This is a genomic window from Martinezella multihospitum (genome assembly GCF_900094585.1).
GTDB lineage: Bacteria > Pseudomonadota > Alphaproteobacteria > Rhizobiales > Rhizobiaceae > Rhizobium > Rhizobium multihospitium.
Window position 1 is genome coordinate 136,012 of the sequence record NZ_FMAG01000007.1, and the last position, 21,389, is coordinate 157,400.

20 protein-coding genes are annotated in these 21,389 nt (G+C 60.6%); 9 read left to right on the top strand and 11 right to left on the bottom strand.

Annotation, left to right across the window (positions count from 1 at the left end):
* The first annotated feature begins 4 nt into the window (after window positions 1–4).
* The 4 genes from GA0061103_RS25625 (at window position 5) to GA0061103_RS25640 (ending at window position 4,301) form a co-directional block, all read left to right on the top strand.
* On the top strand, window positions 5–1,285 hold the full coding sequence (locus GA0061103_RS25625; protein WP_092716501.1) for a beta-ketoacyl-ACP synthase: 1,281 nt from the start codon (window positions 5–7) through the stop codon (window positions 1,283–1,285).
* 54 nt (window positions 1,286–1,339) lie between these two features.
* Window positions 1,340–2,368, top strand: a complete 1,029-nt coding sequence (locus tag GA0061103_RS25630; RefSeq protein ID WP_092716154.1) for a zinc-binding dehydrogenase — start codon at window positions 1,340–1,342, stop codon at window positions 2,366–2,368.
* A gap of 5 nt (window positions 2,369–2,373) precedes the next feature.
* Window positions 2,374–3,306 carry a lipid A biosynthesis lauroyl acyltransferase gene (locus tag GA0061103_RS25635; RefSeq protein ID WP_092716156.1) on the top strand — a complete coding sequence of 311 codons (933 nt, stop codon included), beginning with the start codon at window positions 2,374–2,376 and terminating at the stop codon, window positions 3,304–3,306.
* A gap of 272 nt (window positions 3,307–3,578) precedes the next feature.
* Complete coding sequence (locus GA0061103_RS25640) at window positions 3,579–4,301, top strand: PAS domain-containing protein (protein ID WP_092716158.1); 723 nt, start codon at window positions 3,579–3,581, stop codon at window positions 4,299–4,301.
* 187 nt (window positions 4,302–4,488) lie between these two features.
* Here GA0061103_RS25640 and GA0061103_RS25645 read toward each other — a convergent pair whose 3' ends face one another.
* Together GA0061103_RS25645 and znuA are read right to left on the bottom strand one after the other, a co-directional pair.
* Window positions 4,489–5,694 (bottom strand): GTP-binding protein, encoded by a 1,206-nt coding sequence (locus GA0061103_RS25645; RefSeq protein ID WP_092716160.1) that lies wholly within the window; start codon window positions 5,692–5,694, stop codon window positions 4,489–4,491.
* An 82-nt stretch (window positions 5,695–5,776) separates the two neighbouring features.
* Window positions 5,777–6,745 carry a zinc ABC transporter substrate-binding protein ZnuA gene (gene znuA / locus GA0061103_RS25650; protein ID WP_092716162.1) on the bottom strand — a complete coding sequence of 323 codons (969 nt, stop codon included), beginning with the start codon at window positions 6,743–6,745 and terminating at the stop codon, window positions 5,777–5,779.
* 100 nt (window positions 6,746–6,845) lie between these two features.
* Between znuA and GA0061103_RS25655 the strand changes: the two genes are divergently transcribed.
* From GA0061103_RS25655 to GA0061103_RS25665, 3 genes are read left to right on the top strand one after another with little or no spacing between them, the layout of a single operon-like run.
* A complete protein-coding gene (locus tag GA0061103_RS25655) occupies window positions 6,846–7,712 on the top strand; it encodes an ATP-binding cassette domain-containing protein (RefSeq protein WP_167376648.1) in 867 nt (288 codons plus the stop codon).
* Window positions 7,705–8,532, top strand: a complete 828-nt coding sequence (gene znuB, locus GA0061103_RS25660; RefSeq protein ID WP_092716166.1) for a zinc ABC transporter permease subunit ZnuB — start codon at window positions 7,705–7,707, stop codon at window positions 8,530–8,532. Before GA0061103_RS25655 ends, znuB begins: the two co-directional genes overlap by 8 nt.
* Window positions 8,529–8,927 (top strand): Fur family transcriptional regulator, encoded by a 399-nt coding sequence (locus tag GA0061103_RS25665; protein WP_037149480.1) that lies wholly within the window; start codon window positions 8,529–8,531, stop codon window positions 8,925–8,927. Before znuB ends, GA0061103_RS25665 begins: the two co-directional genes overlap by 4 nt.
* Before the next feature lie 51 nt (window positions 8,928–8,978).
* On the opposite strand, the gene GA0061103_RS25670 is transcribed toward GA0061103_RS25665, so the two are convergent.
* Both GA0061103_RS25670 and GA0061103_RS25675 read right to left on the bottom strand, forming a co-directional pair.
* Window positions 8,979–9,509: a gamma carbonic anhydrase family protein gene (locus tag GA0061103_RS25670; RefSeq protein ID WP_092716168.1), complete on the bottom strand. Its 531-nt coding sequence runs from the start codon at window positions 9,507–9,509 to the stop codon at window positions 8,979–8,981.
* Between the two features lie 16 nt (window positions 9,510–9,525).
* The gene (locus GA0061103_RS25675; RefSeq protein ID WP_092716170.1) at window positions 9,526–10,221 is read right to left on the bottom strand and encodes a fumarylacetoacetate hydrolase family protein; all 696 of its coding nucleotides are present in this window, start codon (window positions 10,219–10,221) and stop codon (window positions 9,526–9,528) included.
* A gap of 139 nt (window positions 10,222–10,360) precedes the next feature.
* Between GA0061103_RS25675 and dusA the strand changes: the two genes are divergently transcribed.
* Entirely contained in the window at window positions 10,361–11,374 is a 1,014-nt protein-coding gene (dusA, locus tag GA0061103_RS25680) for a tRNA dihydrouridine(20/20a) synthase DusA (protein WP_092716172.1), read from the top strand.
* A gap of 367 nt (window positions 11,375–11,741) precedes the next feature.
* On the opposite strand, the gene GA0061103_RS25685 is transcribed toward dusA, so the two are convergent.
* The 4 genes from GA0061103_RS25685 to uvrB form a co-directional block, all read right to left on the bottom strand.
* Window positions 11,742–11,954 carry a cold-shock protein gene (locus GA0061103_RS25685; RefSeq protein ID WP_069613123.1) on the bottom strand — a complete coding sequence of 71 codons (213 nt, stop codon included), beginning with the start codon at window positions 11,952–11,954 and terminating at the stop codon, window positions 11,742–11,744.
* Between the two features lie 464 nt (window positions 11,955–12,418).
* On the bottom strand, window positions 12,419–13,471 hold the full coding sequence (locus GA0061103_RS25690; protein WP_092716174.1) for an adenylate/guanylate cyclase domain-containing protein: 1,053 nt from the start codon (window positions 13,469–13,471) through the stop codon (window positions 12,419–12,421).
* Between the two features lie 163 nt (window positions 13,472–13,634).
* On the bottom strand, window positions 13,635–14,090 hold the full coding sequence (locus tag GA0061103_RS25695) for an SRPBCC family protein (RefSeq protein ID WP_092716176.1): 456 nt from the start codon (window positions 14,088–14,090) through the stop codon (window positions 13,635–13,637).
* Window positions 14,091–14,291: 201 nt separating this feature from the next.
* Window positions 14,292–17,081: an excinuclease ABC subunit UvrB gene (uvrB, locus tag GA0061103_RS25700; RefSeq protein WP_092716178.1), complete on the bottom strand. Its 2,790-nt coding sequence runs from the start codon at window positions 17,079–17,081 to the stop codon at window positions 14,292–14,294.
* A gap of 283 nt (window positions 17,082–17,364) precedes the next feature.
* Between uvrB and GA0061103_RS25705 the strand changes: the two genes are divergently transcribed.
* A complete protein-coding gene (locus GA0061103_RS25705; protein ID WP_092716180.1) occupies window positions 17,365–18,615 on the top strand; it encodes an MFS transporter in 1,251 nt (416 codons plus the stop codon).
* Between the two features lie 53 nt (window positions 18,616–18,668).
* Here GA0061103_RS25705 and GA0061103_RS25710 read toward each other — a convergent pair whose 3' ends face one another.
* The 3 genes from GA0061103_RS25710 to GA0061103_RS25720 form a co-directional block, all read right to left on the bottom strand.
* Window positions 18,669–19,184 (bottom strand): hypothetical protein, encoded by a 516-nt coding sequence (locus GA0061103_RS25710; protein WP_092716182.1) that lies wholly within the window; start codon window positions 19,182–19,184, stop codon window positions 18,669–18,671.
* Between the two features lie 101 nt (window positions 19,185–19,285).
* Entirely contained in the window at window positions 19,286–20,095 is an 810-nt protein-coding gene (locus GA0061103_RS25715; RefSeq protein ID WP_167376649.1) for an RDD family protein, read from the bottom strand.
* Between the two features lie 178 nt (window positions 20,096–20,273).
* On the bottom strand, window positions 20,274–21,344 hold the full coding sequence (locus tag GA0061103_RS25720) for a tetratricopeptide repeat protein (RefSeq protein ID WP_092716186.1): 1,071 nt from the start codon (window positions 21,342–21,344) through the stop codon (window positions 20,274–20,276).
* Between the last annotated feature and the right edge of the window lie 45 nt (window positions 21,345–21,389).

Below are 21,389 nucleotides of genomic sequence, written 5' to 3' on the forward strand. Positions count from 1 at the left end.
GGATATGACCGCTTACAAGGATCATCTCGGACGCCCGATCGTTGCCGTGACAGGCATGGGGATCATCACGTCGCTGGGGCAGGGCCTGCAGGATAACTGGAATGCACTGTCTTCGGGCACGTCAGGCATTCATGGCATTACCCGTTTCCCGACAGACGGGTTGTCGACGCGCATTGCCGGCACGGTGGATTTCATCGATATCCCCGTTCCGAACGCTGTCGAGCGTTCTTATGCCTTTGCCCGCGAAACAACCATCGAAGCCCTGGCGCAGGCCGGTATTTCCGGTGATTTCGACGCGCCGCTGTTCCTGGCTGCACCACCGATCGAACCCGAGTGGAGCGCCCGCTTCGAGCTGGCCGATCGCTCTCCTCCGGCAGATCATGACGGCGACGCGTATGAACGCTTCCTCGCCGCCATGCGCCAGCGCCCCGATCCCGCATTCCATGAAGCCGCTCTTTTCGGCGCCATTTCCGAGCGCCTGTCGGACCGTTTCGGCACCCGCGGGCTGCCGGTAACGCTGTCGACGGCCTGCGCATCGGGCGTGACTGCCATCCAGCTCGGCATCGAGGCGATCCGCCAGGGACGTACCACGCGAGCGCTGACCGTTGCGACCGACGGCTCGCTGAGCGCCGAAGCGCTGATCCGCTTCTCGTTGCTCTCGGCGCTGTCGACGCAAAACGATCCGCCGACCAAGGCTTCCAAGCCGTTCAGCAAGGATCGCGACGGCTTCGTCATCGCGGAAGGTGCTGCGACGCTGGTGCTGGAATCGCTGGAGGTAGCGGTTGCACGCGGCGCCAAGATCCTCGGCATCATGAAGGGTGCCGGCGACAAGGCCGATTCCTTCCATCGCACACGCTCCTCGCCCGACGGCGGCCCGGCGATCGCGACGATCCGCGCAGCGCTTGCCGATGCCGGCATGGCTGAAACCGATATCGGCTATATCAACGCTCACGGCACCTCGACGCCGGAGAACGACAAGATGGAATACGGCTCGATGTCCGCCGTCTTCGGCGAGCGGCTTCCGACCATTCCGGTTTCCTCGAACAAGTCGATGATCGGCCATACGCTGACGGCTGCCGGTGCAGTCGAGGCGGTGTTCTCGCTGCAGACGATGCTGACCGGCACGCTGCCGCCGACCATCAATTACAATAATCCGGATCCGTCGATCATCCTCGACGTGGTGCCGAACAAGAAGCGTGAAAAGCAGGTGAATGCTGTGCTTTCGAACTCTTTCGGGTTCGGCGGTCAGAATGCGAGCCTTGTCATGGCGCTTGAACCGGCTTAAGCGGACTTCTGAAAAACAGGATACAACTGCGCCCGAGGGGCGAAGGACTTTGCCATGCGTGCTTTGCAACTGATCGACGACCGCAAACTTGAGATCACCGATCTGCCGGAGCCGGAGGCGCCGGGTGCGGGCGAGGTGACCTTGCGCGTCAAGGCCGTCGCCCTCAATCATATCGACGTCTGGGGCTGGCGCGGCATGGCGTTTGCCAAGCGCAAGATGCCGCTCGTCATCGGTGCGGAGGCTGCCGGCGTGGTCGAAGCGATCGGGCCGGGCGTTGCCAATGTGCTGCCGGGTCAGCTGGTGTCGATCTACGGCGCACGCACCTGCGGCCTCTGCCGTCATTGCCGCGAGGGACGCGACAATCTCTGCGAACATGTCGGCGGCGTGCACGGTTTCCATCTCGATGGCTTCGCGCAGGAGAAGGTCAATCTGCCGGCTCGCCTTCTCGTTCCGGCGCCTCCCGGCGTCGATGCGATCGGTGCTGCCCTTGCGCCCGTCACCTTCGGCACGGTCGAGCATATGCTGTTCGACAATGCCAAGCTGGAGCCGGGCGAAACGATCCTCGTGCATGCCGGTGGCTCGGGCATCGGCACCGCCGCCATCCAGCTTGCCAAGAAGATCGGCTGCACGGTCATCACCACGGTCGGCTCCGACGATAAGATCGAGAAGGCAAAGGCACTCGGCGCCGATCACGTCATCAACTATCGCACGGACCGCTTCGAGGGCGTCGTCCGCAAGCTGACGAAGAAGAAGGGTGTCGACGTGGTCTTCGAACATGTCGGCAAGGATACCTGGGCAGGCTCGATGCTCTGCATGAAGCGCGGCGGACGTCTCGTCACCTGCGGCTCGACCTCGGGCGTTTCGACCGAAATGAACCTGATGATGCTGTTCCAGCAGCAGCTGAAGCTGCTCGGCTCCTTCGGCTGCCGCATGGAGAACATGGCCAATGCGATGCAGAAGATGGCGCGCGGCCTCGTTCATCCGGTGATCGATACCGAAGTCGGCTTCGACGATATCGACCGGGCGCTTGAGCGGATGGAATCGCGCCAGATCTTCGGCAAGATCATCCTGAAGATGGACTGAGCCGCGTGAAGCTCTTTATCACCCGGATCGTCCTTGCGCTCAGAAATTTCCAGCAGTGGCTGGTGGCACAGGTCATTTTCGGCTTCCTCAATTTCTTGAAGCTGTTTCCGGCGGATGCGGGCATCAATTTCGCCGATTGGCTGACCCGCAAGATCGGCCCGCGCATGCGCCGGCATCAGCTGATGCTGACCAATCTGCGCAATGCCTTTCCGGAAAAGAGCGAGGCGGAGATCGATGAGATCGCGCGCGCAAGTTGGGGCAATATGGGCCGCCTGGCGGCAGAATATGTCTTCCTCGACCGGCTTTTCGACTTCGATCCCCATAGCGATACGCCCGGCCGCATCGAAGTTTCGGGCATTCCGATCTTCCTTGACCTCAGGGACAATCCGCGGCCGTTTATCGTCTTTACCGGTCATACCGGCAATTTCGAGCTGCTGCCGGTTGCGGGCGCTGCCTTCGGCCTGACCGTGACGGTGCTCTTTCGCCCGCCCAACAATCCTTACGTTGCTCAGAAGGTATTCGATTTTCGCGCCAAGCGCATGGGCAATCTCGTGCCTTCCCACGCCGGGTCATCTTTCGCGCTCGCCAGGGAGCTGGAGGCCGGTCGTGGTGTCGGTGTGCTGGTCGACCAGAAATTCCGCAAGGGCCTGAAAACCTTGTTCTTCGGCCGGGATGTGAAGACCAATCCGCTGCTGCCGAAGCTGGTGCGCCAGTTCAATTGCGAGGTCTATCCGGCCCGCTGCATCCGCCTACCCGGCAATCGCTACCGGCTGGAGATCGAGCCGAAGCTCGAGATGCCGCGCAACGAAGCCGGCGGTCTCGATCTGACCGCAACGGTGCAGATGTTGAACGACAAGGTTGAAAGCTGGGTGCGGGAAAACCCCGAGCAATGGCTCTGGTATCATGACCGCTGGAATATCAAGAAGAGCGTTTTCTAGGCATCTATTCTGGCCCGTTACCGACGGTTTTGCATGTATATTTGCATCCGGTCTTCATGCAGTCATTACGCCCAGTAAGCCTTGCATTTCAGAAAGTTCTCCTTTCCCGAGAACTTCCGCTCATCCGGATTGAAAGTGGGGGTAAGTCATGTTAATTCACAATACGGAAAGTTTGGTGAGATTGCGGACACCAAGCTGAATATCCTTGGGCATGGCAACGCCGGGAATCGAGGCCCCTGCGTCCTGTTATGTACGGGGACAGGAGGGCAATTTTGCTGGCACTCTTTCATGCCTTCTCCACGAAATGTAACCAGATTCAGCGTGCGATAAAACTTGGCGATGATGAGCTTGTAGCGTCACTTGATCGCGAATTGGAGCCACTTATCGCGGCTATCCTGGCTTATAAGGCCACGAGTCTGCTTGAAATTTACATGCAGCTCCAGTTCATGAACAATCTCATCCGAGAAGAATCGGATGATCGCTCGCGCGTCATGCGCAACTCCGCATCGCTTTCGGTGCTGATCGATCGCTATTTCGGCGGTGCGAGCGAAGCAGCGGGCGAAGTTCTTAGGGCGTTTTCAAGCGAGAAAATCGATCGGGGCGATGCGTTCGGCTTCGAAGAAAGTAGCGTTCTGAACGATGTCATTCTGGACAGCCTGCCGGATCGTGTTGCCGTCGTGACGCGGGACTATCGCTATCTCTACAGCAACGCTGCCAATTCGGAGTTCCTGAAGTCGAAGCCGATGGAACTCGTGGGACGTCACATCTCGGAATTCGTCGGTGCGGAAGATTTCGAAAGCAGCCTTAAGGCGAAGCTTGATGCCTGCTTTACCGGGGAGAAGGTGGAGTGCCTTTATCCCTCCTATCGCCAGATCGAGCCCGGCAAGGTATTTCACTGCACCATGACGCCGTTGCGCGCCAAGGCGGAAGTGATCGGTGCATTGCTCGTCATGCATGAGATCATCGCGGTTCCCGCAGGCATGCTGGTGGCCTGAACTCGCGTTCAAGCCCCAAATAATAGCTTTCCAATCAAGTCCGGTATCAGGCGAGGGTTGTCTTCGCCTGATTTTGTGCTGTCTCGATCCGTTTCGACCATATCGGATCGCGATTGATCGTTCGGCTGTTCGTTGTTGCCGCTGCATTCGAAGCAGTGGCAGCGGAACCGGATCACTTTCGGCTGTTTCATGCCGGTAACCTGTTCCAGCTCGCAAAGGGGTCGGGCAAATTCCGCCAACGCTCGGGCGTGAAGCGATCCGCCTCGATCAGGCAAGCGTTCAGTTCAACCGTGATTTGCTGCTCGCTCATCGGGTCGGCGCCGATGAACACCAGCTCCTGCCGGCGGTCACCCCAGATCGGATCGAGATAGGGTGCTAGCGCCCGCTTGAAGCCGGGATCGTTTGGCCATTGATCCTGCGATACGGCAGCCCACCAGAGGCCCATCTTGTTCGTGCGGACGAGCGCGCCGGCCTGGCTCATTTCGCCGACAAAGTACGGTCGGGTCGCAAGCCAGAAGAAGCCCTTGGCTCTGACGACGCCCGGCCAAGAGCGATTGAGAAAGGCTTGAAATTTCGTGGGATCGAATGGTTTCTTCGCGCGGTAGACGAAGGAACGGATACCATATTCTTCCGTTTCGGGAACATGATCCTTGAAACCGTGCAATTCCTTGTACCAAAGCGGATGCGTTTCGGCGCGATCGATATCGAAGCGACCAGTGCCGAGAACCTCCGCCGGTTCGACCGCACCGAAATCCGCCTCGATGAGACGTGCATCAGGGTTGAGGCCGACGATGATCTTGTGGGCGGCGTCGCGTTGTTCAGCCGTTGCCGAACCGACCTTGTTGAGGATGACGACATCGGCAAATTCGATCTGCTCGACCAGCAGGTCGACGATGGTCCGGTTGTCGCCGTCGCCGGCGGTTTCGCCCCGGTCGGCAAGGAAATCCGTCGATCCATAGTCGGCCAGAAGATTGGCCGCGTCGACGACCGTCACCATCGTATCGAGCCGGGCAACGTCGGAGAGGCTGCTGCCATCTTCATCCCGAAACTCGAAAGTGGTGGCGACGGGCAGGGGCTCTGCGATCCCTGTCGATTCGATCAGCAGATAGTCGAAGCGGTTCTGCTCGGCGAGCTGTCGGACTTCCTTCAGCAGGTCGTCGCGCAACGTGCAACAGATGCAGCCATTGGTCATTTCGACGAGCTGTTCTTCCGTGCGGGAGAGATTGGCGCCGCCATCACGCACCAGTGCTGCATCGATGTTCACCTCGCTCATGTCGTTGACGATCACGGCAACGCGCAGGCCCTCGCGATTGTTGAGGATATGGTTGAGCAGCGTCGTCTTTCCGGCGCCGAGAAAACCGGAAAGGACGGTGACCGGGAGCTTCTTGTTCATGACAACCTCTTTTGTAATGTAATATCATTACATCTGTTGCGATGGAAAAAGCGAGCAATGTGCTCGCTTCCTTTGGCGATGTTCAGCCTTGCGCTGAAAGGCAGTTTTTCAGGGAACTTGCGATGCCGCGCATCAGGTCGAAATAGAGATCCGGCCCCTTCGGCAAAGTCGCCGCTTCGGGGTCGAGGACGCCCGATTTCGCGGCCGTGCCTTCCAGCACCACATTGACCAGCTTGGGTTCAAACTGCGGTTCGGCAAAGACGCAGGTCGCACCGAGATCGGCGACCTTGCTATGGATCTCGGCGACACGCTGCGCGCCCGGGATGGTTTCCGGGCTGACCGTGATGGAGCCGGAGACACGCACGCCGTAGCGATGCTCGAAATACTGATAGGCATCGTGGAAAACGATGAAGGGCTTGTCCTTCACCGGGGCGAGCGTCGAGGCGATTTCCGTATCCAGCGCATCGAGCTTGTCGTTCAGAGCCTTCTGGTTCGCCTGATAGGTCAGGGCGTTGGCGGGGTCGGCCGCGACCAGGGAAGTGGTGATCTCGGAGACCATCGCCTTGGCATTGTGCGGATCGAGCCAGAGGTGAGTGTCGAACTCGCCATGATCATGCCCACGGGCATGATCGTCGCTGGCCTCATGTTCGTCGCCATCGTCATGTGCTTCGAAAGCACCGCCTTCGCGGAACTTGAGCTTGGTGATGCCGGGTGCGTCGTCAAGCTCGACGACCGTGGCATTGGAACCGAGTGCGGCGAGTGGTTTCTGCAGGAAGGCCTCCATACCCGGTCCGACCCAGAAGACCACTTTCGCCTCCTGAAGGCTGCGCGCATTCGAAGGCTTGAACGCATAGGTATGCGGCGACGCGGCACCGTCGACGATCAGATCCGGCGTGCCGACGCCTTGCATGATGGCTGCGACTAACGAGTGGATCGGCTTGATGGAAACGACGACTTTCGGCGCATCGGCTGCGGTTGCGGTCGTGCTGACGAGCAGGCCGGAAAGGAGAAGGGAGGCCGCTATGGGAAGAAGAGTTTTTGCTGCGTTCATGCCAGAAATGCCCTTGAATGGGTCTGTTATGTTATTACATCAATTGCGTTATGCTATAACGTGTGCGATAGCATGGCGCAATAGTGCAATTGGAAATTTCATGCTTTCTTCCATCGACAGCAAGAGCCGGCCGCTTGTGTTGCTCCATGATGTCGGCGTCCGTCGCGGCGGCCGCTGGCTGGTGCGTGGTGTCGATTTTTCCGTCAGTCGCGGCGAGATCGTCACTCTGATCGGGCCTAACGGTTCCGGTAAATCCACCAGCGCCAAGACGGCGATCGGCGTGCTGAAACCGGATGAAGGGCGTGTCGATCGAATTGCCGATCTGAAGGTCGGCTACGTGCCGCAAAAGCTTGCCATCGACTGGACCTTGCCGCTCAGCGTTCAGCGCTTGATGACCCTGACGGGGCCACTGCCCGAGCGCGAGCTGATGTCGGCGCTGGAATCGGTTGGTATTGCCCATCTCGCCAAGGCCGAAGTGCAGCATCTTTCCGGCGGTGAATTCCAGCGGGCGTTGCTGGCGCGCGCCATAGCCCGCAAGCCCGATCTTCTCGTGCTGGACGAGCCGGTGCAGGGGGTCGATTTCAACGGCGAGATCGCGCTTTACGATCTCATCAAGTCGATCCGCAATACAGAGGGTTGCGGCATCCTGCTGATTTCGCACGACCTGCATGTCGTCATGGCCGCAACGGATACAGTCGTGTGCCTGAATGGCCATGTCTGCTGCCGCGGCACGCCGCAGACAGTCAGCCAGAGCCCGGAATATGTGAAGCTGTTCGGTACGCGGGCGGCACAATCCCTGGCGATCTACAGCCATCATCACGACCATACGCATCTGCCTGATGGTCGTGTGCAGCATGCGGACGGTTCGATTACGGACCATTGCCATGCCGATGATGGCCATCACCATCATGACCACGATGATCATCATCACGGCCATGACCATGCCGAGGGAGAGCGCCATGTTTGATGATTTCTTCCTGCGCGCCGTCGTTGCCGGTGTCGGGCTGGCGCTGACGACCGGGCCGCTCGGCTGCTTCATCATCTGGCGGCGCATGGCCTATTTCGGCGACACGATCTCGCATTCGGCGCTGCTCGGCGTGGCGCTGTCGCTGCTGTTCCAGCTCAATTTGACGCTCTCCGTCTTTGCGGTTGCGGCGCTCGTCTCGATCCTGCTGCTTTTCCTGCAGCGGCGGCAGGCGCTCTCGGCGGATGCGCTGCTCGGCATTCTCTCGCATGCGACGCTGGCGATCGGTCTTGTCATCGTCGCCTTCATGAGCTGGGTGCGCATCGATCTCATTGCCTTCCTCTTCGGCGACATTCTGGCCGTCAGCCAGTCAGACATCGCCGTGATCTGGGGCGGCGGCATCCTGGTGCTGGCGGCGATCGCCTGGCTCTGGCGGCCGCTTTTGGCCTCGACAGTCAATCCCGAGCTTGCCGAGGCTGAAGGTCTGCGGCCGGAGCGCGCGCGGCTGCTTTTCATGCTTCTGATGGCCGTGGTGATCGCGATCGCCATGAAGATCGTCGGTATTTTGCTCATCACCGCACTGCTGATCATTCCCGCTGCCACCGCGCGCCGCTTTGCCGCCACTCCGGAAACGATGGCGATCTTCGCTTCGTTGCTCGGTGCCATCGCCGTTGTCGGCGGGTTGTTCGGGTCGCTGCGCTACGACACGCCGTCCGGCCCGTCGATCGTGGTTGCGGCGCTCGTTCTATTCATCATCAGTTTGCTGCCCCTCGTTCGCAGGAGCGGCACGCCAGCGGCGCAACAGAGAGGACAGTCATCATGACCACTCCGATGCTCACCAAGAACCAGTCCCTCGTTTTCGATGTCCTGACCAAGGCAGAAGCGCCGCTCAGCGCCTATACCATCCTGGACAAGCTGCGCGACCAGGGTTTTCGCGCGCCGCTGCAGGTCTACCGGGCGCTCGACAAGCTGCTGGAATATGGCGTCGTGCATCGGCTTGAGAGCATCAACTCCTTCGTCGCCTGTGCGCATCCCAATGAGGATTGCCATAGCCACGGACTCGTCGCCTTCGCCATCTGCGAAAGCTGCGGCCAAGTGATCGAGTTCCACGATCATGAGGTGGATCACCGGCTGATGGACTGGCTGAAGTCGCAGAAGTTCAAGGCGGAGAAGTCGACTATCGAAATTCGCGGTCATTGCGCCAATTGCGCGGCTTGAGCCACGGGCCACAATCTATTCCGTGCTCCATCAATTATTTATAATAAAACTCTAATCTAATCTTTTAAGATCACGCGCGAAGCGCTGCCAGTTCGCAACATAGTTGCTGGCCGAGCGGCGCAGGCCTTCGATCGCGGCTTGGTCCAGCGTGCGGATGACCCTTGCCGGTGCGCCGACGATCAGGGAGCCGTCCGGAAATTCCTTGCCTTCTGTGACGAGGGCATTGGCGCCGACGAGGCAATTATTACCGATCTTTGCGCCATTCAGCACGGTTGCGCCCATGCCGATCAGCGAATTGTTGCCGATGGTGCAGCCGTGGATGATGGCATGATGGCCGATGGTGCAGCCTTCGCCGATCGTCGTCGGGTAGGCCGGGTCGGTGTGGACCATCGTGCCTTCCTGGATGTTGGTGCCCTTACCTACGATGATCGGCTCGTTGTCGCCGCGCAGCACCGCGCCGAACCAGATGCCGACATCCTCGCCAAGCTCGACCTTGCCGATCACGCTCGCATCGGGCGCGATCCAGTACATTTCCGGACCGGGCGTCTTCGGCGTGAAGCCACCAAGGGCGTAAAGCGGCATGGTCGATCCTCCTCGATCAGACGACGTTCAGTACCAGGTTTGCGACGCCATCGACGGCGCAGCTGATCCGGTCGCCGCGGGCAACGGGGCCGACGCCGGCCGGCGTGCCGGTCATGATGATATCGCCCGGCGCGAGCGTGAAGAGCTTGGAGAGTTCGGTGATGATTTCCGGCACCTTCCAGATCATCTGGGAGAGATCGCCCCTCTGGGCCGCCTCGCCATTGCGCATCAGCCAGATGCCGCCCTTGTCGGGATGGCCGACGCGGGTGGCCGGAGCCAATGCGGAAACGGGAGCCGAGTGGTCGAAGGCCTTGCCGATTTCCCAGGGGCGGCCGAGCTTCTTGGCTTCGCCCTGCAGGTCGCGGCGGGTGAAATCGATGCCGACGCCATAGCCGTAGACGCAATCCAATGCCTGTTCGACCGGGATGTTTACGCCGCCGCTGCGCAGCGCCACCACAAGCTCCACCTCGTGATGTACGTCGGACGACAGCGCGGGATAGGGGAAATCGCTCGAGACAAGCAGATTGTCCGGGTTCTTCTGGAAGAAGAAAGGCGGTTCGCGGGTGGGGTCATGCCCCATCTCGATGGCGTGGTCGGCATAGTTGCGGCCGACGCAATAGACGCGGCGCACGGGGAAAAACTCGGTCTCACCTTCGATCGGCAGAAGGACAGGGGCAGGTGGTGGAATGACTGTCGTTAGTGGGGCGTTCATATGCGCTTTCGAAACTCTCATCTTTTTCAGAGGGCTGCTGCCGTCCGACTCCGTCGAGCAAGCTAGCATTATTGTTACAGCCGCGAAAACTGGCGTTTTTGAGGGATTTGGTGTAGAGCGCGGATTAGAAAGGTTTCCCATGTATAGCGATGCACTGAAAACTGGCCGCAAGATCTTTGCGGTTGCCCCCATGATCGACTGGACGGATCGCCATTGCAGATATTTGCACCGGCAGATCAGCCGGCATGCATTGCTCTATACCGAGATGGTGGTGGTGGATGCGATCATTCATGGGCCGCGTGACCGGTTGCTGGGGCATGATATCGCTGAACATCCCGTCGCGCTGCAGCTCGGCGGCTCCGATCCCGTCAAGCTTGCCGAGGCGGTGCGGATTGCTGAAGCGTATCATTATGACGAGATCAATCTCAATGTCGGCTGTCCGTCCGATCGCGTGCAGTCCGGCACCTTCGGCGCCTGCCTGATGCTGACGCCGGAGACGGTCGCATCCTGCATTGCGGCGATGAAGGCGATCTCGAAGGCGCCCGTCACGGTGAAATGCCGCATCGGCGTCGATGAGCAGGAACCCGAAGAGGCGCTGCCCGAGCTGATGACGCGCGTGCTCGACGCCGGCGCCGATGCGATCTGGATCCATGCCCGCAAGGCCTGGCTAAAGGGCCTGTCGCCGAAGGAAAACCGTGAGATCCCGCCGCTGGACTACGATATCGTCTACCGCATGAAGAGCCGTTGGCCCGATGTATTCATCGGCATCAATGGCGGCATCCAGACGCTGGATCAGGCTGAGGCGCATCTTGCCCACGTCGATGGCGTCATGCTCGGCCGCGCCGCCTATCAGAATGCCGCCATTCTCGCCGACGTCGACCATCGCTTCTTTGGCGAACCGGCTGTCGAGGCTGACTGGAACGGACTGCGCGACCGGATGATGGATTATGTGGAGCGCCATATCGAAAATGGCGGCCGCCTGCAGCATGTCGCGCGCCACATGGTCGGCCTCTTCACCGGCTTGCCGGGCTCGCGCCGCTATCGCCAGATCCTTTCCACTGACGCCAACAAGCCGGGGGCGGGGCCGGACGTGATTGCAGCCGCCTTTGCTGCGGTGGATTTTGCCGGTGAGCGCGAACGGGTGAGCGCTTGAGGGGATACTGATCCCCACTGCTTTCGTCCTTCGAGGGTAGCTTTCGCTCCCACCTCACACCCGTCATCCTCGGGCTTGACCCGAGCATCCACGCCCAAGCACATTGGTGCGTTTAAATCGACGAGAGTGCTGGTTTCGCCTTGCGAGCGTATCCCTTTTCGCCAGAGGAGGCGGTGAAGCTCGTGCCTGGATGCTCGGGTCAAGCCCGAGGATGACGGAATGTTAGGATGTTCCGGGGCAGGCAACGGACTTGCGATAGGGGGTATAGTCAAGCTTGCTTCAGGACGAGGATGCCATCCTCAAAAACGAAAAACGGCGCGGTTTTCACCGCGCCGTTCGAAACCTTGATCAGGCAGTCACCAGAGGCTTAGGCAGCCTGGATGTTGACGGCCTTCGGGCCCTTGCCCATACGATCCGGCTCGGTGTCGAAGGTGACCTGCTGGCCTTCGCGCAGCGACTGGATGCCGGAAGCCTGAAGAGCGGAGATATGGACGAAAACGTCCTTTGCGCCGCCGTCAGGAGTGATGAAACCAAAACCCTTGTCCTGGTTGAAGAATTTTACGGTGCCCTTGGTGGCCATGGGGGATAGTCCTTTACCCATCAGTCTTAATTAATCCGGGGAAACCCGGACGGCTTTGCCTCCGCGCCATGCGAAAGCCAGTCGAGAAGTCACGTACGGGGAAAGAACGTCTGCGCGGGTCAGAAGACCCAACCGCTGCCTGCCGCAAGCGGATCACCAAATCAGTCCAGTCACCGGCATGCAAATGCCCGAGCATGCATATGGGTGACAGGGTTTGTGGAAAAAGGCAAGAGGTGTTTTAGTCGGCAGCGGTAATGAAAGAGAAATCAATAGTTTGAAAGACGAATCGCTTCGATTGCCCGGCGAATCTATTATTTTTAGGTCATATAATGAGGGTGCTTCCTATTCTTGAAACGGAGTTCAAATTGCTTTCGTAGGAGAGACAGTCGTTACTGCTTTTGCAAAGTCGCTACCATTGCGACATTGAGAGCGTCTCTTCCTGCATAAGCGTTGGGATATCAGCTCTAGCTCGGTATAAACACCGCACAAGGCTCCGCAATCCCCCGGAGCTCATGACTCCCCAAGGCCAGCAGCGGCATCGTTGTCTCGGCTGCGACCGACCCCGAAACGAGGATATTGTGTCCGAGCGGCTTGCACAGGCCCTCCAGCCGGCTGACGAGATTGACCGCGGGGCCGATGGCCGTGAAGTCCAACCGGTCGGCGGCGCCGATATTGCCCCAGAACATGTCGCCGAAATGCAGCGCGGCGCCGAAGGGGAGCGGTGGCAGGCCCTGGCTTGCGCGCGTCGCGTCGAGATGTGCCATGCCGGCGCGGATGGCGGTGGCGGCGCGCAAGGCCGCTTCGCAGGCCTCCTTCGAGGTCCCGCTCACCGGGAAGATCGCCAGCACGCCATCGCCCATGAATTTCAGCACCTCGCCGCCGAAGGCGTGCACGGCGCCGGCGACGCGGTCGAACCAGGCATCGAGCGCTGCGATCATAGCGGTCGGTTCCGTCGCTTCGGAAAGGGCGGTGAAATCCCGCAGATCGGCGCAGAGCAAGGCTGCGCGGATGGTCTCGCCACTATTGCGGCTGAGCGCGCCTGCTTGCACACGCGCCGCACTTCTGCGGCCGAGATAGGCTTCGAGCAGGGTCGATAGAGTGGCGCGAGCGGCCAATCCCGCCAAGGGGGCTGCGGCAAAGCGGGCGATCTCGTGCAGGGTCTCCGCTTCGAAGGAGGTGAAGGGCCGGGTGCCGGCCCAGGCAAGGACGGAATTGCCGGGCGCAATCCCGATCGCTTCCTCGCATATCGGGCCGAGATCGCCCAGCCAATCGCGGCCGGCCTGTCCGAGCGCCGTGCCGGCGAAGCCGAGAGCTTCGGTTACTGCGCCGGTTTCGGCACGCCAGAGCCAGCTATGTTGCGTGATGATCGGATGCGGTGCGGCAAGCGTCAGAGCACAGCCGGCAAGCGGGAGGCCGGCAGCCGACAGATGTCCGCCCAGATCGGCCAGGAAGCGTTCGGGGCTGGGCGAGGTGCCGGCTTCGTCAACCAGCCAGGCAAGGGGGGCGGGCAAATCCATGCCGCGATCATGCCATGATGGTTGCAGCCTGTCATCCGTGCCAGTGCAACCTTGCTGGCATTGCGCCGCTCGCCACAATGCTGAAGACGGAGCGGCTGTCGTCATGAGTGACAGACGCATCCTTCAGAGCATAGAGCCCGATGACGCGGCCCTTAAAACGTTATCAGCTCCTGCCGTCGTGACCGCGCATGGCATCGGGGCCGGGATCGCGTCCGGCTGCCACTGTGGCCATGCGGTCGAGATAATGCGCCCAACCCTTTGCGTGCGCTTCACATTGTTCAACGGTCGGCAGGCCGGTGTGGGTGAGGCGCACCAGTGTCCCGTCCGGCTGCTCTACCAGGTCGATTTCCACCAGGCTCGATCCGGGAGGTACCTCCTCGCTGCCTTCCCAGCCGAAGCTATAGGCGAGCCGATGAACCGGCACGACCTCGCGGAAGGAGCCGCGCGCGACACGAGCCCCGGTGACGTTGACGAGATAGATGCCGCCGGGTTGCAGCTCGGTCTGAGCTTCCGTCCCCATCCAGCGCAGGATCTTCTCGGGATCGGTCAGCAATGCGAATATGGCTGCAGGCGGCGCCGAGACATGGGTCTCGCGACGGACGATCAAAGGCTCGGACATCAGTCTTTCTCCCCAGGTTGCTATCGCTTCCCACCGGCCCGGTATGCGCTCAAGCGCCTTCCGTCTCCCCCGTGGGCCTCCTCATACGATGGTATGTAGCGGCTGCCGCCTCGCCAGCAAGGCATTGCTCAATGCTTGCAGGCCCCAGCCTTCATAAAATCGGCAGCGCCGGGCGGCAGATATCCGACAATCGCGGTCGCCTTATCGCCCGGGTCGCCCGGTTTTGCCCTTCGTCCGTCCCTTGCGCTGCTTCTCGTCCACCGCGTCCTCATAGGAGCCGACGCCCGGCTTTGCCCGGGTGATCGGCTTGTCCGGCACCTTGCCCGTGACAGGCTTTTCGGTGCGGCCGACGGTCATTTCGTCCAGCGTGTTCTTGCGGAAGAGCGGCGTGCCGGCGTCGCTGCCCGGACCCATTTCGTCGAGGCTCGGCTTGGCGAAATAGGAGCGGGAGGTGTCCGGTGCAGGAGGAGCGCGCTTGCCTGTCGCGGCGGCGCGGCGCTCCATGCTCTGGGCTTCCTCGCGGGCCAGCGGATCGTCCATGGCGGCGAGTTCGACGGCCTTGAGGCGCTTGATCTCGTCGCGCAGCCTCGCGGCCTTTTCGAAATCCAGGTCGGCTGCGGCATCGCGCATGGATTTTTCCAGTGCGTTGAGATGGGCCTGCAGGTTGTTGCCGACGAGATGGCCGCCATCGGCAAAGCCCTTGCCGGAGGCGCCGCCGATATCGGCTCGCACATGGTCCTTCTCGTAGACGCTGTCCAGGATATCGGAAATCTTCGCCTTGACCGATTCCGGCGTGATGCCGTACTCAAGGTTGAACGCCATTTGCTTCTCGCGGCGGCGGCTGGTCTCGTCCATTGCCCGCTGCATCGAGCCGGTGATGTTGTCGGCATAGAGGATGACCTTGCCGTCGACGTTACGCGCGGCGCGGCCGATGGTCTGGATCAGCGAGGTTTCCGAACGCAGGAAGCCCTCCTTGTCGGCATCGAGGATGGCGACGAAGCCGCATTCCGGGATGTCGAGACCCTCGCGCAGCAGGTTGATGCCGACGAGCACGTCGAAAGCGCCGAGGCGAAGATCACGGATGATCTCGATGCGCTCCAGCGTATCGATGTCGGAGTGCATGTAGCGCACGCGCACGCCCTGTTCGTGCAGATATTCCGTTAGGTCTTCGGCCATGCGCTTGGTGAGCACCGTGCAGAGCGTGCGATAACCCTTAGCGGCGGTTTCGCGGATTTCGCCGAGCACGTCGTCGACCTGCGTGCGGGCCGAGCGCACCTCGACCGGCGGGTCGATGAGACCGGTCGGGCGGATGACCTGTTCGGCGAAGACGCCGCCGGATTGTTCCATCTCCCAACTGCCCGGCGTAGCCGAAACCGCGATCGTGTCCGGGCGCATGGCGTCCCATTCCTCGAAGCGCAGCGGACGGTTGTCCATGCAGGAGGGCAGGCGGAAGCCGTATTCGGCAAGCGTCGCCTTGCGGCGGAAGTCGCCGCGGTACATGCCGCCGATCTGGCTGACGGAAACGTGGCTTTCGTCGATGAACAGCAAGGCGTTGTCGGGGATATATTCGAACAGCGTCGGCGGCGGCTCGCCAGGATTGCGGCCCGTGAGGTAGCGCGAATAGTTCTCGATGCCGGCGCAGGAGCCGGTGGCTTCCAGCATCTCGACGTCATAGCGGGTGCGCTGTTCCAGGCGCTGCGCCTCGAGCAGGCGGCCGGCCTTTTCCAGCTCGGCGAGGCGGATTTTCAGTTCTTCCTTGATCGCCTTGATGGCACCGTTCAGCGTCGGGCGCGGTGTGACATAGTGCGAATTGGCGTAGATCTTCACCGATTTCAGATCGCCGGTCTTCTGGCCGGTGAGGGGATCGAATTCGGTGATGGCGTCGATCTCGTCGCCGAACATGGAGATGCGCCAGGCCGCATCCTCCAGGTGGGCCGGGAAGATTTCGATCGTGTCGCCACGCACGCGGAAGGAGCCGCGGATGAAGTCCATGTCGCGGCGCTTGTATTGCTGCGCCACGAGGTCGGCCAACAGCTGGCGCTGGTCCAGCCGGTCGCCGACATTCATCTGGAAGGTCATCGCAGTATAGGTTTCGACCGAGCCGATACCGTAGATGCAGGAGACCGAAGCGACGATGATGCAGTCGTCGCGCTCCAGCAGCGAACGGGTCGCCGAGTGGCGCATGCGGTCGATCTGCTCGTTGATCGAGCTTTCCTTCTCGATGAAGGTGTCCGAGCGGGGCACATAGGCTTCCGGTTGATAATAATCGTAGTAAGAGACGAAATACTCGACCGCATTGTCTGGGAAGAAATTCTTGAATTCGGAATAGAGCTGCGCGGCCAGCGTCTTGTTCGGCGCAAGGATGACGGCGGGACGCTGCGTCGCCTCGATCACCTTGGCCATGGTGAAGGTCTTGCCGGAGCCAGTGACGCCGAGCAGCACCTGGCTGCGGTCGCCATTCTCCAATCCTTCAACGAGGTCGCGGATTGCTGTCGGCTGGTCGCCGGCGGGCTGGTATTCCGAGGCCATGCGGATCTCGATACCGCCTTCGGATTTCGCCGGTCGGGCAGGGCGGTGCGGCGTCCACAGCTTGCCGTCCTTGAACAGCGGGTTGCCGCTCTCGATCAGCTTCGACAGGGCTTCCACCGTTGCCGTCACGCCGCTTGTCGCGATCTTGTCGGCATCCTCGAGCGCTATATCCAGACCGGCCACTGGATTGAGACCGGCAGCGGCGCGCGTCTTCGGATCGTTCGACCCGCCGATCGACGTTCCGCGTGCGGACTTGGATGCGGCGATTTCTACCTTTTTGCGGTGCTTGCCTGCTTTGGAGGCGATCTCGCGCTGGGTCTCGACGGCAGATGCTTCCGCATCCGCTTCGAGCTGTTTCACCCAGTCGGCGACACTGCCGCTGAGCGGCGCGCCTTCAAACGGTGCCTGTGGCGCCTCTTCGAAACCGGTCGGGGCGGGGGATTTTTTCGGTGATTTGGCCATGGGGCGAATATGGAGACAGATCGCGCGGATGTGAAGGGGCAAAGAGTACAAAAGGGAAACAAAGTGGCGGATTTTTCCATTCGCCGAAGATGTCAAATATGTTACAACCCAAGGGCGGCCGATGCGTTATCGCTGATCCAAAGTCCGCATAGCGCGATCCTCGCAGGCGCCAAAGGAGGAACCAGCCGCAACGTCGACATGCCCGGCCAGTGCCGGGTTCCCCCAGCTTCGACGGCATCCGGTATTGCCCGCCTCGCCGCCGCCATCCGGTCGGAGGATCATGATGACCGCATTGGATAGCTTACGTTCCTTGTCCCCCCAGCAACGAAACACCGTGATCGCGGCCTATCTGGGCTGGACGCTGGATGCTTTCGATTTCTTCATTTTGGTTTTCGTTCTCAAGCACATAGCCGAAGAATTTCACACAGATGTCCCGGCGGTCGCCGTGGCGATCTTCCTCACGCTTGCCATGCGGCCGCTGGGTGCCCTGATCTTCGGGCTTGCGGCGGATCGTTTCGGCCGGCGCATGACCCTGATGGTCGACGTGCTGCTCTACTCCGTCTTCGAATTTCTGACCGGCTTTTCGACCGGCTTGACGATGTTCCTCGTGCTGCGTGCGCTTTTCGGCGTTGCAATGGGCGGCGAATGGGGCGTTGGCGCATCGCTCGTGATGGAAACCATACCCGAGGACTCGCGCGGCCTTGTATCCGGTATCCTGCAGGCAGGCTATCCCTCGGGCTATCTGCTCGCCTCGATCGTCTTTTTCCTGCTGTTTCCGGTCATCGGCTGGCGCGGTATGTTCATCGTCGGCGCACTACCGGCGCTGCTTGTGCTCTACATCAGACGCAACGTGCAGGAATCACCTGCTTTCCTGCAGCGGCAGGCCAAGCCGCAACGGCCGTTTCTCACCGTGCTGCGTGAGAACATTCCACTGTTCATCTGGGCGGTGCTTTTGATGACCGCGTTCAATTTCTTCAGTCACGGCACCCAGGACCTCTATCCGACCTTCCTGGAAACCCAGCGCCAATATGACTCTTATACAGTGGGCGCCATTGCCATCGTCTACAATATCGGCGCGATCGTCGGCGGCCTGACTTTCGGCTCTTTGTCGCAGCGTTGGGGCAGGCGGCGGACCATCGTCATCGCCGCACTGCTGGCCATTCCCGTCGCCCCGCTCTGGGTCTGGGGCCAGGGGCCTGTCATGCTCGCGATCGGCGCCTTCCTGATGCAGTTGTTCGTGCAGGGTGCGTGGGGCATCGTTCCCGTGCATCTCAACGAATTGTCGCCGGATGAGGTGCGCGGCACGTTCCCGGGATTTGCCTATCAGCTCGGCAATCTGCTGGCTTCGGGCAATGCCTCGATTCAGGCAGGGTTGGCAAAGCAATGGAATGGCGACTATGCGCTCGCACTGTTGATCGTTGCCTGCATCGTCGCCGTGGTCGTTGCTGTTTTCGCCGGCTTTGGCTTCGAGAAGAAGGGTGTTCGGTTTGGCGGGAAGGATGCCGGCCAAGCGGATAGCGCCGTGCGGGCCTGAACAGACTCGCTATCAATGTCACAAGGGCCGGCTGATATCGCCGGCCCTTTCGTTCATTTCCCACAAATTTCCGAGATCTTGGCCTGGGCGAAGCCGCGGGCAAGCTCCTGCAGTCCACCGACCGAGGATATCAGTTCGCCGATCGGGCCATTGATGCCGAGATGCAGGTCGGTGATGTGGCAGGCGCCGACATCGACGGTCATGGAGGCGTCGAGCTCGCCCTTGATTGTTGTTTTCAGTACGCCGTGCGATTTGCAGGCCATCTCGGCATGGGCGTTGATCTGGACGCCACCGTTCGGGCCGTCGCAGACATCGAGCGACTTCACCTCGAATTTGTCCTTGTGATCGACGCCGGGCAGTTTCTTGCAGGGATCGGCCTCGTTCACCGACTTCTCGATCTGCGGGCCAAATTTGCTCTGCAGCAGCGACCAGCACGAGCCGGGCGCGGCTTCTGCCGGCGTTGCTGCCATCGGAAGCGGAGAGAGCGGTAACACGACCGCCGAGGCCAGCAAAGCCATGCGAAGCGGCGGTAAAAGCGAGTAAGAGGGCATGAGATATTTCAGGTTCACGGCGATCTATCCTCTGAAAAGAAGAAGCAGCAAATCAGGCCTGGCGCGGCGACAGTCTTCCATTTCTTCGTCCGCCAAGGCAATCCCCTTGATTTTGATGGTTAGGCCTTGATGACCATGGTGTCGCAGAAGCGGTCGTAGAAAGTCTGCCCGCGCCATACGATTAATGGGAAGACCCACCAGATGAGCGCGAATACGAACAGAAGCGGCGCCAATGCGCCCGTCAAGGCGAAGAAGCCGATGGCATTGAGAAGGTTGGTATCGCGCGCCTGCTGAATCAGCTGATCGATCGGTGGCAGATATGAGGGCAGCAGAAACAGGCCGATCAGATTGACGGTTGCCAGCAGCATCAATGGCAGAAACTTGAATATTTCCCGCTTGGCGGCGAGCCCGAAGGGCAGGGTGTCGCCTTCCGCCGTTGTCACGCGCAGCGAGGTCAATCGCTTGCCTGGCGTCCGTCTGCCGCCGATCGAGCAAAGGGCGAAGGCGAAGGGAAGGAACAGCAGGACGACGCTCGAGGTCGGCCTTACGGTGATATTTGGATCGACCGGATTGCCGTTGCCGTCGACGGGTATGGAAAAGGCGCGCTTCAATGTGGCCGATCCCTGCTGCGATGCGACGATTGAGAGGAAGACCGTGTATCCATTGCTGCCCAGCCAGGATATGCGGCAAAGCTGGTTGCTCCTCACTTCGCCTGGCTGCAGCGGCCATTCGGCCTCCACTTTCGCAACGAGAGGCGCCGAAGTTGCTTCTTCACATTGTTGCTTCTGAAGAAGCGGCAAGGTCAAGTCCCACGGCGTTGCCGCCGACAGCGCGAGAAACAGCAGGGTAAAAGCGACCTGGAAAATGACGATATCGACCGCGTAGGCACCGAGCCGCCGCCAAAAATGGCGAGGCGGCAGAGAGCTCATTTGATGATCGGAAGCAGCAAAACTCATGGTTCCCCCCGGCTCAGCGCGTGTCGCGACGCCCACCACGTCGCATCACGCACTTCAAGTTGTGGGCATTAGCATGTTTTGCCGCGATTCGCCGGGAGTGAAGGCAAGTGATCGGCTGGGCACGATGATACCGGTCGGCCAGTGCGGCGCATCATATCGGAATAGTCTGTCCGCCGGAGGGGTCTTCAGGTTGCTCGTCCGCGTTGCCGTCATAACCTAGGTGCTTCGCCTTGCGGAACCATTCTGCCGCCTTGGCTGCATCCGCAGCAACGCCATCGCCGTCACGGTACATCATGGCGAGATTGTAGGCGGCATCGGCATAGCGATGTTCGGCTGCCCGCTCGAACCAGTAGATCGCCTTCGGACCGTTCTTGGTGACACCCTCACCATCGCGGAACATGACGCCGAGATTGTATTCGGCCTCGACATCATTCTGCGCCGCTGCTTTCAGGAACCATGCGATTGCCTGGGCATCGTCCTGCCCGATCCCGTCGCCGTCGGCGTACATGGCGCCGATATTGAATTGTGCGCTCGCATCGCCCTGTTCGGCGGCCTTCTTGAACCAGGAGAAGGCTGCAGCGCCATCCTTGGCGACGCCTTCGCCGTCGCGATACATGATGCCCAGATTGTATTGCGCCTCGACTTTTCCCTGCTCGGCCGCCTTGCGATACCAGGTGACGGCCTTGCTCTTATTCTTGTCCGTGCCGTCGCCCTGATCGTACATGGTGCCGACATTGAACTGTGCATCGGCATCGCCCTGTTCGGCGGCTTTGCTGTACCAGGCAAACGCTTGCGGTTTGTCCTGCGCTACGCCTTGGCCCGTGTCGTAGACGACACCGAGATTATACTGCGCATTGAGGTATCCCTGTGCCGCAGCCTTCTTGTACCAAGCAATGGCCTGGCTCTTGTCGGCGGTGACGCCTTCGCCCTGGTCGTACATGGTGCCGACATTGAACTGCGCTTCGGCGTTGCCCTGATCGGCGGCCTTCTTGTACCAGCTGAGGGCAAGGGTGAGGTTTTTTCCGACGCCGTTGCCGTCCTCGTACATTTGTCCGAGTTTCAGCTGTGCGGCGACGTTGCCCTTGTTCGCCAGGGGGCGCCAGTAATCCAAGCCCGATTTGATATCGCCGCGATCATAGCTGTTTCGTCCGACATCGGCTTGTGCCGTTCCCATGGACGCCAGCGCGAAGAGCAAACCTGCTGCTCCCTTCTTCCAATTCACGATTTACCCCTCAGTCGAAATCCGTTGAATTAAGATGCCGAACGC